The sequence below is a fragment of the uncultured Sphingomonas sp. genome (genome assembly GCF_964244265.1).
GTDB lineage: Bacteria > Pseudomonadota > Alphaproteobacteria > Sphingomonadales > Sphingomonadaceae > Sphingomonas.
On record NZ_CAXTHV010000005.1, the window covers coordinates 86,228 to 99,547 of the forward strand.

16 protein-coding genes are annotated in these 13,320 nt (G+C 68.5%); 10 read left to right on the top strand and 6 right to left on the bottom strand.

The genetic code is table 11. The features are described from left to right. Positions 1–27: 27 nt before the first annotated feature. The 4 genes from ACFE7K_RS03300 to ACFE7K_RS03315 are packed head-to-tail and all read right to left on the bottom strand — an operon-like array spanning position 28 to position 2,767. On the bottom strand, positions 28–1,293 hold the full coding sequence (locus ACFE7K_RS03300) for a flagellar hook protein FlgE (RefSeq protein ID WP_375396736.1): 1,266 nt from the start codon (positions 1,291–1,293) through the stop codon (positions 28–30). A gap of 23 nt (positions 1,294–1,316) precedes the next feature. Further along, entirely contained in the window at positions 1,317–2,000 is a 684-nt protein-coding gene (locus ACFE7K_RS03305; RefSeq protein ID WP_375396737.1) for a flagellar hook assembly protein FlgD, read from the bottom strand. 3 nt (positions 2,001–2,003) lie between these two features. Further along, positions 2,004–2,411, bottom strand: a complete 408-nt coding sequence (gene flgC, locus ACFE7K_RS03310) for a flagellar basal body rod protein FlgC (RefSeq protein ID WP_375396738.1) — start codon at positions 2,409–2,411, stop codon at positions 2,004–2,006. A 2-nt stretch (positions 2,412–2,413) separates the two neighbouring features. Further along, positions 2,414–2,767, bottom strand: coding sequence for a flagellar basal body rod protein FlgB (locus ACFE7K_RS03315; protein WP_375396739.1), 354 nt, complete (start codon positions 2,765–2,767; stop codon positions 2,414–2,416). A gap of 267 nt (positions 2,768–3,034) precedes the next feature. Between ACFE7K_RS03315 and ACFE7K_RS03320 the strand changes: the two genes are divergently transcribed. The 8 genes from ACFE7K_RS03320 to ACFE7K_RS03355 all read left to right on the top strand — a co-directional run bounded on the left by ACFE7K_RS03320 (position 3,035) and on the right by ACFE7K_RS03355 (position 9,305). Next, positions 3,035–3,709, top strand: a complete 675-nt coding sequence (locus tag ACFE7K_RS03320; RefSeq protein ID WP_375396740.1) for a MotA/TolQ/ExbB proton channel family protein — start codon at positions 3,035–3,037, stop codon at positions 3,707–3,709. Continuing rightward, the gene (locus ACFE7K_RS03325; RefSeq protein WP_375396741.1) at positions 3,706–4,230 is read left to right on the top strand and encodes a flagellar motor protein MotB; all 525 of its coding nucleotides are present in this window, start codon (positions 3,706–3,708) and stop codon (positions 4,228–4,230) included. Before ACFE7K_RS03320 ends, ACFE7K_RS03325 begins: the two co-directional genes overlap by 4 nt. Beyond that, positions 4,227–4,763 (top strand): flagella basal body P-ring formation protein FlgA, encoded by a 537-nt coding sequence (locus ACFE7K_RS03330; RefSeq protein ID WP_375396742.1) that lies wholly within the window; start codon positions 4,227–4,229, stop codon positions 4,761–4,763. The genes ACFE7K_RS03325 and ACFE7K_RS03330 overlap by 4 nt, the downstream gene beginning before the upstream one ends. 85 nt (positions 4,764–4,848) lie before the next feature. Beyond that, positions 4,849–5,145 carry a flagellar biosynthesis anti-sigma factor FlgM gene (gene flgM, locus ACFE7K_RS03335; RefSeq protein WP_375396743.1) on the top strand — a complete coding sequence of 99 codons (297 nt, stop codon included), beginning with the start codon at positions 4,849–4,851 and terminating at the stop codon, positions 5,143–5,145. After that, positions 5,132–5,446, top strand: a complete 315-nt coding sequence (locus ACFE7K_RS03340; protein ID WP_375396744.1) for a flagellar protein FlgN — start codon at positions 5,132–5,134, stop codon at positions 5,444–5,446. The genes flgM and ACFE7K_RS03340 overlap by 14 nt, the downstream gene beginning before the upstream one ends. 74 nt (positions 5,447–5,520) lie before the next feature. Further along, the gene (locus tag ACFE7K_RS03345; protein ID WP_375396745.1) at positions 5,521–6,486 is read left to right on the top strand and encodes a lytic transglycosylase domain-containing protein; all 966 of its coding nucleotides are present in this window, start codon (positions 5,521–5,523) and stop codon (positions 6,484–6,486) included. A 3-nt stretch (positions 6,487–6,489) separates the two neighbouring features. Then, a complete protein-coding gene (flhA, locus tag ACFE7K_RS03350; RefSeq protein WP_375396746.1) occupies positions 6,490–8,565 on the top strand; it encodes a flagellar biosynthesis protein FlhA in 2,076 nt (691 codons plus the stop codon). Beyond that, a complete protein-coding gene (locus ACFE7K_RS03355; protein ID WP_375396747.1) occupies positions 8,562–9,305 on the top strand; it encodes a sigma-70 family RNA polymerase sigma factor in 744 nt (247 codons plus the stop codon). The genes flhA and ACFE7K_RS03355 overlap by 4 nt, the downstream gene beginning before the upstream one ends. Before the next feature lie 242 nt (positions 9,306–9,547). Here ACFE7K_RS03355 and ACFE7K_RS03360 read toward each other — a convergent pair whose 3' ends face one another. Both ACFE7K_RS03360 and ACFE7K_RS03365 read right to left on the bottom strand, forming a co-directional pair. Continuing rightward, positions 9,548–10,369, bottom strand: a complete 822-nt coding sequence (locus ACFE7K_RS03360) for a flagellin (RefSeq protein WP_375396748.1) — start codon at positions 10,367–10,369, stop codon at positions 9,548–9,550. Between the two features lie 219 nt (positions 10,370–10,588). Then, on the bottom strand, positions 10,589–11,407 hold the full coding sequence (locus tag ACFE7K_RS03365; RefSeq protein ID WP_375396749.1) for a flagellin: 819 nt from the start codon (positions 11,405–11,407) through the stop codon (positions 10,589–10,591). A gap of 218 nt (positions 11,408–11,625) precedes the next feature. Between ACFE7K_RS03365 and ACFE7K_RS03370 the strand changes: the two genes are divergently transcribed. After that, the gene (locus tag ACFE7K_RS03370; RefSeq protein WP_375396750.1) at positions 11,626–12,960 is read left to right on the top strand and encodes a sigma-54 interaction domain-containing protein; all 1,335 of its coding nucleotides are present in this window, start codon (positions 11,626–11,628) and stop codon (positions 12,958–12,960) included. Beyond that, positions 12,957–13,319 (top strand): flagellar hook-basal body complex protein FliE, encoded by a 363-nt coding sequence (gene fliE / locus ACFE7K_RS03375; protein WP_375396751.1) that lies wholly within the window; start codon positions 12,957–12,959, stop codon positions 13,317–13,319. The genes ACFE7K_RS03370 and fliE overlap by 4 nt, the downstream gene beginning before the upstream one ends. Position 13,320 lies beyond the last annotated feature (1 nt).

Here is a 13,320-nt window from a genome sequence, read left to right on the forward strand (position 1 = left end):
CGCCCCCGCTTTGCCGTCCTGCCGCCGTCAGCCCTGGATCTGGAAGATCGTCTGCTGGATCTGGCTGGCGGTATCGAGCGCCTTGGCATTGGCTTGGAAATTGCGCTGGGCGGCGATCAGATTGACCAGTTCCTCGGTGATATCGACGTTCGACCGCTCGATGGTCGAGGACATCAAATTGCCGAAGCCGCCGACATTGGCGGTGCCCAGCACCGGCGCCCCCGACAGCCCGGTCGACGCCCAGGTCGAATTGCCCAGCTGGCGCAGGCCGGTGGGGTCGGTGAAGTTGGCGAGCACGACCTTGCCCAGCGACTGCGTGTCGCCGTTCGAGAAGCTGGCCTTGACCAGCCCGTTGGCATCGACCGTCACGCCCTGCAACTTGCCGACCGCGGTGCCGTCCTGCGATCGGCTGGCGACGTTGAACGGCGAGGCAAGCTGCGTGGTGGCGGTGCCGAAATCCAGCGCCACGGTCTGCGCCACGGCGCTGCCCGCCGGGGCGACCGGATCGAAGGTGGTCGCCGTGGTCGGCGCGGTGAGCTCGCCATTGCCGTCGAAGGTCATCGCAACCTTGTCGCTGCCGCCGGTCGTCAGCTTGAGGTCGCCGACGAAGCTATAGGCCGACCAGCTGCTGTTGCCGCTCGCGTCGGGCATCGTGTCGCGCTTGAAATAGGTGGTCATCGACTGCGCGTTGCCGTCGCCGTCATAGATCGTGGTGACGGTCGAATTGTTGTAGCTCGACGGGTCGAAGCGATCGAACGTCGCGGTGGCGGGGATCGCGGCGGACGACGGCAGGTTGACCGACAGCCCGACCTTGCCGGTCGGCTTGGCGATGCCGCTGCTTGCCGGCAGCCGCAGGTCCTTGGTCTGATCGATCCCGGTCGCGACGACCGCGCCCGATCCGTCGACCGGATAGACCTGCAGGTAATTGCCCTGCCCGTCGGTGACGTAGCGGTCGCTGTCGACCTTGAAGGCGCCGTTGCGGGTATAGTCGACCGTGGCGCCGCCGATCTGCGGCTTGATCAGGAAGAAGCCGTCGCCGGAGATCGCCAGGTCGAGGCTCGACGACGACTGGATCAGATTGCCCTGGGCGAATTGCTGCCGGTTGGCCTTCACCACCGCGCCCGACCCGACCATCTTCGTCGGCGACAGGCTGACGCTCGACGCAATGACGTCGGCAAAGTCGGTACGGCTCTTCTTGAACCCGTTGGTGCCGACATTGGCGAGGTTGTGCGAAATGGTCGACATTTCGGTCTGCGAGGCCTGAAGGCCCGAAAGCGAGGTATAGAAGGACATGAAAAGTCTCCTGGTCCGAAGGGTCAGCCGATCTGGCGAATGGTGGAAAGCGGGACGGCGCCGATCCCGGCGACGTTGAGTACCGGCGCGCCCGACGACGGCATCGACACCGACTGGACGGGGGCCCAGACGAGCGTGCGGTTACCGACGGACTTGCCCGCGGCGCTGGCCGAGGCGACGACCTTGAACGGCCCCGTGCCGGCGGCGTCGCCGCTGTCGGCGATGCCGTCCCAGTCGAACGTGGCGGTGCCCGCGGGATGCGCGCCGAGCTTCAGCGTCCTCAGCGTGGCGCCGCCGGCATCCTGGATGGTGACGGTGACGTCGGTCGCGTCGTCATCGAGCTCGATGGCGCCGGCAATGCCGCCGCTGGTCCGCGCATAGGCCGTATCGCCTGCGGTCAGCACGGTCTTGCCGACGAACGCCATGGCGTCGTTGGCCGAGGTGCCGGTGAGCTTGTCGGCGATGGTTTTCAGCGTGGTGTTCATCTCGCTGATGCCCGACAATGACGAGAATTGCGCCATCTGGGCAACCATCTGGGTGTTGTCGACGGGCGCGAACGGATCCTGGTTCTGCAGCTGTGCGGTCATCAGCTTAAGGAAGTCGGCCTGGCCGAGCGAGGTCGATGCCGCCGCCGACACGGTCGGCGTCGCCGCCGCGCCGCTGCGCGCGATCCCCAGGTTGCTGAGCGTGGTGTCGAAGCCGGTCATCGCTTACCTTCCGAGCTTGAGGGTATCGATGATCAGCGACTTGGCGGTCTGCATCACCTCGACATTGTTCTGGTAACTGCGCGCGGTCTCCATCATGTCGACCAGCTCGCGGGTCTCGTCGACCGCCGCTTCCCAGACGTTGCCATCCTTGTCGGCGAGCGGGTTGGCCGGGTCGTACCGGCTGGCCGGGGTGTCGCCGGCGGTGACGACGCTCTCGACGTCGACCGTCGCCATGCCGGACGCCTTGTCGAACTTGGTCCGGAACACCGGTTTCATCGTACGATAAGCGGCCTCGGGGCTGCTCGACACCGATCCGGCATTGGCCAGGTTGGAGGCGGTGGTATTCATCCGCACGAGCTGCGCCGACATCGCGCGCCCGGAAACCTGGAAAATGGTCAGCGGCTGGCCCATGGTCATTCTCCCCGCAGCGCGCGCGTGATCTGGCCGATGCGGCCGTTCAGGAAGCTGAGCGTCGTCTGATAGGCGACGGCGTTTTCAGCGAATGCGGTCTGTTCGGTCGACAGGTCGACGGTGTTGCCATCGATGCTCGGCTGGAGCGGTACGCGATAGCGCGTCGCCGCCGTCATGGCGTCGTCGCCCACACCGCCCGGGCCATCGGCCCCCGCCATCGCCGCGCGAAAGTCGATATCGCGCGCCTTGAACCCGGGGGTCGAGGCGTTGGCGATATTGGACGCGAGCACCCCCATGCGCTGGCCGCGCACTTCCAATGCCGCTCCATGTATCCCGAACAGGCTGTTGTCGGCCATTGCCGGCTCCTCGCGTCAATCTGCGGGATCGTCCAGCAAGCGCCGTGCCAATTGCCCGCCGATGCCGCGAAACAGCATTGAGCGCAGCCGGGCGGCAAATGCTTGCCGCCCGGCGGCAATCGTCTTGCCGGGCTGCCGCCAGAGCTGTTGCCTCCGGGCAATGGCAAGCCGCTCGATTGCCCGGCATTTCCTTCCGCGCCGCGGCCCCGGCCTGTGCCGGATGACGTGGTTACCGATTGGCCCGCGCCTTGCACAAGAGCAGGCGACATGACGCCCCCTGATCCGTTCAGCCTTGCACCCTATCTCGACCCGCTGGCGCTCTTGATCGTCGTCGGCGGCACCGTCCTCGCGACGATATTGCGCACCCCCGCCGGCGATGTCGTCCGCGGCATGGTGGCACTCGGCACGCTGGGCCGGCGCGCGTTCGACCCCGGGCCGCTGATCGACCAGGTCGCGGCGCTTGGCCGGATCGCGCGGCGGCATGGCATTCTGACGCTCGACCGGTCGGTGATCGCCGATCGCGACGTAGCGGCCGCGGTCGCGGCGGTGGTCGACGGCGCTACCGCCGAAGAAACGATGCGGCTGATCGACGAGGCTCGTCGCGCCCGCATCCTCCGCCATGCCGCCGCCGCCGACATGTGGGCGGGCGCGGCAGAGGCGGCGCCGGCCATGGGGATGGTCGGCACGCTGATCGGGCTGGTGCGGATGTTTCTGGCAATGACCGATCCGACGGCGATCGGTGCCGGCATGGCGATCGCGCTGCTGGCGACCTTGTACGGCGCGCTGATCGCCAACCTGATCGCGATGCCGATCGCCGCGCGATTGCGCCAGGCGGCACGGCGCGAGGCGGATGGGCGGCTGCGGCTGGCCGCCCCGCTCGCCGCTCTGGCCGCGCTTGCGGGGCGCGAGCGGCCGCGCGCGGCGGTGGCGAACGTCGCATGACGGAGGACCTGCTCGACCCGCCCGCCGTTCGGCCGCTATGGCTGTTTACGCTGGCCGATCTGGCGCTGCTGCTGATCGGCTTCTTCGTCCTGATCCAGGCGACCGACCGGCAGTCGCTGACGCGCGGCCTGCGTCAGGGCTTCGGCGCTCCCGAGGATTTCCCCGCGCCCACGCCGCCGCCGATCCCGCTCGCCGCGGCGGCGGTGGGGTTCGCGCCGGGGTCGGCGGTGCCCCAGGATAATGGCGCCCTGATTGCCTGGGCCCATGCCGCGACGCGCGACCCGCGCGTAACGCTGCGGGTGACCGGCGGCAGCGACGGCACCCCCGCCGATGTCGATCCGACGACCGGCAGCGGCCAGTTGCTCGCAATCGATCGCGCACGTGCCACGGCGGCGCTGTTGATCGTCCGCGGCGTTGCCCCCGGGCGCCTCGCCATCGCCGCTGCCGCGACCGGCCGGCGCGGCGCGCTGGTCACGATGAGCTTCACCGGTGCACCCTCTATCGCTAGGAAGACCCAGTGACCCAGTTCCTGCCGCGCCGTCGCGCCGCTTTCGGCATCGCCGCATTGATGGTGGCCATGCCGGTCGCCGCGCAGAATTTCCAGAACACCCTTTTGCTCGACAAAGCGGTTGCCGGCTTCACCGGCCATGCCGTCGGCGATGAGGGCGGTGCGCGAAGCGCGGTCGACGCGCGGCTGCGGCTCGCCGCTTGCCCGATGGTGTCGCTGTCCTGGTATACCGATCGCCATGATGCGGTGGTGGTCGCCTGTCCCGACCCCGTCTGGCGGATTTTCGTGGCAGTGCGCGTCACCGCGCCGGCGGCCAGTCCCCGCGCCATGGCGACGCCCGTGGCCAAGCCCGATATCGTCATCAGGCGGGGCGATCCGCTGACGATCGTCGCCGATGCCGACGGCTTTTCGGTGACGCGCGACGGCATCGCGCTGGGCGATGCGGCAATTGGCGGGCGGCTGCCGGTCGAGGTCGAGAAAGGCCGGCCACCCGTCCAGGCGATCGCCACGGGCCCGGGCCAGGCCAAATTACCGGGCGCGCCGTAACTTTTTTCCGAAGCCGATAATTTTTTCTAAAGATCATGCGCGGGCGGTCGTTCGATGTCTTGTCTAGGTAGCCAAGGCCCCTGTGATGGTAGAGTCGATCAATCCAAGCATCCCCCTGCGGGAGGTACGCAGTGCCGCGGTTTCGGCCGGCGCGCCCGCGCCCAAGGTCGCGGATGTGGCGGTCGATCGGGACCCTCAATCGGCGACCGCCGCCGCCGGCCAGCTCGCCCGCGATCTGGCCACGGCACCGCCGGTCGATGGCGAACGGGTCGCGCGGATCAGGAAGGCGATCGCCGACGGCACCTTCCCGATCCTGCCGGCGACCATCGCCGATCGGCTGCTGGCGCTCAGGATGGATTGGCTCAGCAATGACGCGGCGTGACGGGCTGATCCGGGTCATCGACTCGCTCCACGCCGAGATTGCGGCGCTCAAGAGCAACGATGTCGACGCGCTGGGCCGGGCAACCGCGGACAAGCTTGCGGCGATCGAGGCGGTCGCCGGCCTTGGGGATGCCGCGTTCGAACCCGGCGTTCGCGAATTGGCGGCCGAGGCGCAGCGGCTGAACGATACCGCGCGGATCTATGTCAACCTGATGGCGGCAAATGTTCGCCGCCGCCTGCAAATGCTGGCCGGCGGCGGCTCCGGCTATCGCCCCAACGGGCGCGTGGCGGCATACGCCTGAAATATAGCGTCACGCGGCCTCGGTCGGTAGGACCCTCCTGAACTGGCACGACCCTTGCAGTTCGACACCCGATCATGGGCAGTTCGACCAGGGGTATGATGGGCGTAGAGGCAGTTTCCGGTAATTCGGCAAGCGTCCGCTCGGCGATCGCCTCGGCTAGCCGGGCGACGGGGATCGACTTCGACTATCTGCTGGGCCAGGCGCAACTCGAAAGCGGGCTGAATCCGACCGCGCGCGCGGGCACGTCCTCGGCGACCGGGCTCTATCAGTTCATCGACCAGAGCTGGCTTGGCATCATCAAGCGGCATGGCGCCGAATATGGGGTGTCGTGGGCGGCCGACGCGATAACGCGCAGCGCCTCGGGCAAGCTCGGCGTCCCCGATCCGGCTATGCGGCGCGCTGTCCTGGCGCTGCGCGACAATCCGGCGATCGCGTCGGCGATGGCCGCCGAATCGGCTTCGGACAACAAGGCCGCGCTGGAAACGACGCTCGGGCGGGGCGCCACCGGCACCGACCTTTACATGGCGCATTTCCTGGGGCTGGGCGGCGCCACGTCGTTCCTGCGCGGGCTGCAGAGCAACCCCGGCCAGTCGGCCGCCGCCTTGTTCCCGGCCGCCGCGCGCGCCAACCGATCGATCTTCTTTGCGGCCGACGGCGCGCCGCGCAGCCTGGCCGATATCTACCGGCGCTTCGCCGCCAAGCTCGACAAGGGCGCGACCGCGGTCGGTGCCACCGGCCTGGCTTCCGACGCACTCGACGGCAGCGGGGCGCCGGTGCCGGCCTCTTCGACCAGCGACTTCGGCACCGCCAAGGCCAATTTCGAGCAGCTGGCGGCGTTGACCGGGCTGGGCGACGCGACCGTCATCGGCGGATCGGGCGAGACGCCGGGGTCGGCGGCGGCCTGGGCACGGGCCGCGCTGCAACGGGTGAACGGCACCGCGAGCGCCACGATGCCGGGCCGCGGCGCGGCCGACCTGTTGCGGCCGACGCCCGACAATGCGCGGCTGGCGTACATGATGCTGGCGAGCCTGGGGACCTAGGCGGTGCCGGCCTTCCTCAAGTCCGGCCTGTCCGGATCGGCGCGGCTCGTGGCGTTGCCGCTTGCGATCCTGCTGCTGGTCATGCTGATGGTGGTGCCGATTCCGGCGGCGCTGCTCGACATCTTCTTCGTCGCCAACATCGCCATCAGCCTGGCGGTGCTGATGGTCGCGCTCAACGCGCAGAAACCGCTCGATTTCTCCGCCTTTCCAACCGTCCTGCTGTTCGCCACGCTGTTCCGCCTCGGCCTCAACGTCGCCTCGACACGGGTCGTGCTGGTCCATGGCCATGAGGGCGAAAGCGCCGCGGGCCATGTCATCGAGGCGTTCGGGACGTTCCTGATCGGCGGCGACTATGTCGTCGGCATCTTCGTCTTTTCGATCCTGGTGATCATCAACCTGATCGTCGTGACCAAGGGTGCGGGCCGCGTGTCCGAAGTGTCGGCGCGCTTCACGCTCGACGCGCTGCCCGGCAAGCAGATGGCGATCGATGCCGATCTCAACGCCGGGCTGATCACCCCCGACGACGCCAAGGCGCGGCGCGTCGAGGTATCGACCGAGGCCGATTTCTACGGGTCGATGGACGGGTCGTCGAAGTTCGTGAAGGGCGACGCGGTCGCCGGCCTCCTGATCCTGGGCGCCAACATCATCGGCGGGCTGATCCTCGGGCCGGTCAGCCACGGCATGTCGCTGGGCGATGCCGCGCACACTTACGTCCTGCTGGCGATCGGCGATGCGCTGGTCGCGCAGCTGCCGTCGCTGATGCTGTCGATCGCCGCCGCGGCGATCGTCACCCGCGTCACCTCGTCGCAGGACCTGGCCGGCCAGATCGGCACCCAGTTCGGCTCGGCGCGTACCTGGACACCCGTCGCCGGCATCCTCGGGCTGCTCGGCGTGCTGCCGGGGATGCCGCACCTGGTGCTGCTCTCGGCCGCCGCGATCGCCGGCCTTGCCGCGTGGCGGCTGCGCCAGATCGCCAGGCGCCCGGCGCCGCCTGCCCCCGCCGCCGCCGCGCCCGATCCGTCGAAGATCGGCTGGGACGAGGTGTCCGACGGCATGCAGGTCAATCTCGACATCGGCTATGGCCTGGTGCCGCTGGTCGACGAGCGCCGCGGCGCGCCGCTGATGGGCCGCATCACCGGCGTCCGCCGCCAATTGTCGAAGGAGCTCGGCTTCGTCGTGCCGCAGGTCAAGGTGCGCGACGACATCAACCTGGCGCCCCATACCTATCGCATCGTCATCGGCGGCGTCGTCGTCGCCGAGGACCAGGCGTCGGCGGACGAGATGCTCGCGCTCGATACCGGGCAGGGGTTCGGCGCGCTGCAGGGCAAGGCCGCCAAGGATCCGACCTTCGGGCTGGACGCGACCTGGATCCAGCCGGGCGATGCCGATGCCGCCACCGGCCAGGGCTATCTGGTGGTCGATTCGGGTACGGTCGTCGCCACCCATCTCAACCACAAGCTGGGCCAGCATGCCGCCGAGCTGCTGGGCGCCGACGAGGTCCAGGCGCTGCTCGACGGGCTGAAGGATCGCCATCCGCAACTGGTCGCTGCACTGACCCCGGCGCCGCTGCCGCTGACCACCTTGACCCAGGTCCTCAAGGGCCTGCTCGCCGAAGGCCTGCCGCTCAAGGAATTCCGCCGCATCGTCGGATCGGTCGCGGTGGCGGCGCAACGCACGACCGACGCCGACGAGATCATCGAGGCGATCCGCCCCGAACTCGGCGGGCTGATCATCCAGAAGCTGTGCGGCGTCCATGAACCGCTCAGGGTGATGACGCTCGAAGGCCAGCTGGAGGGGCTGCTCGGCCAGGCGGTCCGTTCGGACCCGTCGCGCCGCCACACGATCGAGCCCGACCTTGGCCGCCGGATCGTCGACGCGCTGCAGCGCGCGGCGCAGCCGCTGGTCGCCGACGCCAAGCCGTTTGCGCTGGTCGTCCAGCCCGCGATCCGCGTCGCGATCCGCAAGCTGGTCAAGACCTGCCTGCCCGATACCCCGGTGATGAGCTTCTTCGAGGTTCCGGACGAAAAGGCGGTCGAGGTCGTCGCGGTGATCGGCGCTCCCCAGGCACTGCCGGCATGAGCGCCGAGCCCGACAGCGCCGCCTTCGCCCAAGGCACGCCGCTGACCTATGCTCGCCGGCGCGCGGTCGATGTCGAGGGGCTGGTGCGCAAGCATGCGCCGCTGGTCCGGCGCATCGCCTGGCACGTTCACGGCAGCATATCGGGCGTGTGCGAGGTCGAGGACCTGATCCAGCTCGGGCTGGTCGCCCTGGTCGAGGCGATCCACGGCTTCGAGGATCGCGGTCAGGTGACGTTCGAGCAATATCTGGCGACCCGGTTGCGCGGCGCGATGATCGACCAGCTGCGCCGCCAGGCGACGCTGACCCGCGGCGCGATGCGGCGGCGGCGCCAGTATCAGGGGGCGGTCGCGGCGCTGACCGTCGGGCGCCTGCCGCCAAAAGATGCTCAGGTCGCCGAGCGGCTGGGTGTGTCGGTCGAGCGGCTGCGCGCCGATTATGCCAGCGCCGAGGCGATCCGCTTCGACTCGCTCGACGAGGTCTATGCGGACGACGCGCCGTGGTTCGCGAGCACCGATGCCGACGCGTTCGAACAACTCGCCGAATCCGACCTGCGCGAAACGCTGGTCGCCGCGATCGCCGGCCTGCCCGAACGCGAGGCGAGGGTGGTCCAGCTTTATTACGTCGAGGAACTGAACCTCGAGGAGATCGGCCAGGTGCTCGGCGTCGGCGCCGCGCGCGTCTGCCAGATCAAGGCGGCCGCCCATGCCCGCCTCAAGCAGGCACTGGCCGGGGCGATCTGATACCTGTTTGAAAAAGCGGTGCGGGCGGTATTGCCGGAACCTAACCGACACTCGCCCTACCGCGAGTTTCCGACAAACTCTGACGCTTCCCGCATTCTCCACTTTAGCAAGTAACGCACGCGCCCGAGCGCGCGACCCCTGCCGGTCCAGCCAACGCTAAGAACCCCGGCGGCGATGGCCACCGGGGTTCCTGCTGGTCGTCCGCGGCCCCGCTGGGGGTCGGGCGCCGGGGCGTGGCTGTATTAGCCCAGCAGCTTGAGCACGCCCTGCTGCGACTGGTTGGCCTGGGCGAGCATCGCGGTCGACGCCTGGCTCAGGATCTGGGCCTTGGCGAGGTTGGTCGATTCGGCCGAGAAGTCGGCGTCCTCGATGCGGCTGCGCGCGTCGCTGAGGTTGGTCGAGTTGGAAGTCAGGTTGTTGACCGCCGAGGTCAGCCGGTTCTGCGCCGCGCCCAGGCTGGCACGCGTCGTCGCGATCTTGGCGATCGCCGTGTCATAGTCGGTCAGCGTGGCCGCGGCCACCGACGCACCGCCGGTCACCACCGCGGCCAGGCTGGCGTCGGTCGTCAGCTTGGTCAGCGTCAGCGTTACCGTGTCGGTGGCATTGGCACCGGCCTGGATCGTCACCACGCCGGCGGCCCCCGCCGTGCCGTCGAACAGGTTCTTGCCGTTGAACTGCGTATTGGTCACGACGCTGGTGATCTGCGCCGCCAGCGCGTCCTGCTCGGCCTTGATGTTGGCCACGTCGCTCGTCGAATAGGTGCCGTTCTTCGACTGCACCTGCAGCTCGCGCATGCGCTGGAGCATGTTGGTGACCTCGTCGAGCGCGCCCTCGGAGGTCTGCGCCATGCTGATGCCGTCATTGGCGTTGCGCACGCCCTGGTTCATGCCGCGGATCTGCGCGGTCATCGACGCGGCGATGGCGAGGCCCGCGGCATCGTCCTTGGCCGAATTGATGCGCTTGCCGGTCGACAGGCGCTCCATCGCCATCGACAGCGACTCATTGGCTTTGGTCGAGGCGTTCGACGCACGCAGCGACGAAATGTTGCTTCCGATAACAGTCATGTTTGTCTCCGTTGCAGACGCTCCCCGCCACCCCCAATGGCGGAGGGTCGAGCCGTCATTCTCTAGAACGGCCGGTTCCGGCCAAGTTTAAGGACAATCGACACGATCGCGGCCAGTAAAAATCCCGGCGGTGCAGGGCACCGCCGGGACCTTCTACGCCTGTACGCTACGCGGCGTTCAACCCGTCGCCCGCCGCGCAGAAGCGGCCGGCGGCCCGGATTACTGGAGCAGCTTGAGCACGCCCTGCTGCGACTGGTTGGCCTGGGCGAGCATCGCGGTCGACGCCTGGCTCAGGATCTGGGCCTTGGCGAGGTTGGTCGATTCGGCCGAGAAGTCGGCGTCCTCGATGCGGCTGCGCGCGTCGCTGAGGTTGGTCGAGTTGGAAGTCAGGTTGTTGACCGCCGAGGTCAGCCGGTTCTGCGCCGCGCCCAAGCCGGCGCGATAGGTCGCCACCTTGGCGATCGCCGTATCGAACTTGGCCAGCGTGGTGCCGGTCGCCAGCTTGGCGTTGGTGATGTCGACGACGCCGGTGATCGCCGCGTCGGCGGTCAGGTCGGCCAGCGCCAGCGTGACGGTGTCGCTGGCATTCGCGCCGGCCTGGATCGTCACGGTGGCCGACGTGCCGTCGAACAGCTTCTTGCCGTTGAACTGGGTGTTCTTCAGCACGCTGGTGATCTGCGCTGACAACGCATCCTGTTCGGCGGTGATGTTGGCGACGTCGCCCGTCGAATAGGTGCCGTTGGACGACTGCACCGACAATTCGCGCATGCGCTGGAGCATGTTGCTGACCTCGTCGAGCGCACCCTCGGCGGTCTGCGCCATGCTGATGCCGTCATTGGCGTTGCGCACGCCCTGGTTCATGCCGCGGATCTGCGCGGTCATCGACGCGGCGATGGCGAGGCCCGCGGCATCGTCCTTGGCCGAATTGATGCGCTTGCCGGTCGACAGGCGCTCCATTGCCATCGACAGCGAATCGTTGGCTTTGGTCGAGGCGTTCGCAGAACGCATGGCGCTGACGTTGCTTGCAATGACAGTCATGTTCATATCTCCATGGTACCGACGTCCCCCGCCACCCCCCGATGGATGCGAGCGCCGAGCCGTCGGAACAGGGAACGGCCAGTTCCTGCCAAGCTTTAGCGGGAACATGTGCGGGGAGCCCTCGTTCGCGCGCGCGTAAAATACTTGCCGGACGCGGGCGATCTTCACCACGTGTTTACTAGGGGAAGGGCATTGCCCCCAGGCGAAGGGGGGAATGAATGCGCTCGATCTATCCGTCAGCTGCAGTGCTCCGGCAGAAATATGCCCTGATTTCATCGCTCCGGGCCCAGGGCCTGGGTGTCGCCAGCGCCGACGAACGCCGGCCACAGGGCGACGACGTCTTCCTGGTGATGGACGGCGAGACGCCGCCGATCGCCGCGCGCACCCTGGTGCTCGGTACCGATGGCCGCAGCTTTCAGCCGGCGCGGGACGGGCGGCCGGCGCGCCTGTCCTACACGGCCGCCGATGCCGCGATCGGCGCCGCCTTCGCCCATGCCATTGCCGGCGGCGCGGAAGCGCCGACCGCCGCCGATCCGGAAAGCCTGGCGCTGTTCGCGCTGGCCGAACGGGTCGCGGCGTCCGACATCACCGTGCTGATCAACGGCCCTACGGGCACCGGCAAGGAAGTGCTGGCGCGCACCATCCATCGCTGTTCGGCGCGGGCCGACAAGCCGTTCGTCGCGATCAATTGCGCCGCGCTGCCCGAAACCATGCTCGAGGCGCTGCTGTTCGGCCACCAGAAGGGTGCCTTCACCGGCGCCTCAGCGGGTGGCGAGGGGTTCTTTCGCGCGGCCCACGGCGGTACGCTGCTGCTCGACGAAATCGCCGAAATGCCGCATAATCTCCAGGCCAAGCTGCTCCGCGCGCTGCAGGAGCGCGAGGTGGTCCCGATCGGCGCGTCGCAACCAGTGCCGATCGACGTCCGCGTCATCGCCTGCGCCAATCGCGATCTGCAGGACGAGGTGGCCGCCGGACGGTTTCGGGCCGACCTTTATTACCGCATCTGTGTTTTTCCCCTCGCGTCGCGTGCGCTGGTTGACCGGCCGCAGGACATTCCGGCGCTGGCCGCGGCGATGATCCTGCGCCACGCCGGATCGCGCCAGATCGTCCCGTGGCCCGACCATTCGGCGCTGGCGGTGCTTGCCGGGCACGACTGGCCGGGCAATGTCCGCGAACTGGAAAACGTGATTCAGCGCGCGCTGCTGTTCGCGGCCGGCGACGTCATCTCTGCCGAACATATCGTGTTCGACCGGCGCTCCACGCCTGCGGCCTCCGATCCGCGCGCGCCGGACACCCTGGCCCTGGATACTCTGGCCCCGGATACTCTGGCCCCGGATACTCTGGCCCCGGATACTCTGGCCAATGTCATCCAGATGAGCGAGTTCCAGGCGATCCGCGAGACGCTGGCGGCGTGCGGCGGCAGCCGGATCGAGACCGCGCGGCGGCTGGGCATCTCCGAACGCACGCTGCGCTATCGCCTGGCCAAGGCGCGCGAGCAGGGCGCGGACATCGTCCGCCCGCATAGCGGCGTCGCCCTGGCGGCATCGGCATGAGCGGGATCGACGGCGTCGGCGGCGCGATGGGGATCGACCGCGTCATGGCGCTGCGCTCGCAGATTCTCGAGCGCAACCAGGCGCTGGCGCGGGCCAATGCCTCGGCCGGTGCGGCGGCGCCTGTCGCCACTACCCAGCCGACCAGCTTTGCCGACACGCTTGGCGACGCGCTGAAGGGTGTCAACGACAGCCAGAACGCCGCCGCCCGGGTCAGCGAGGCGTATGAGCGCGGCGACACGATCGACATCGCCAAGGTTATGCTCGCGCGCCAGGAAGCCTCGGTCGGCTTCGAGGCGACGCTTCAGGTCAGAAACAAGCTCCTGTCCGCCTATAAGGACATCATGAGCATGCCGGTGTAAC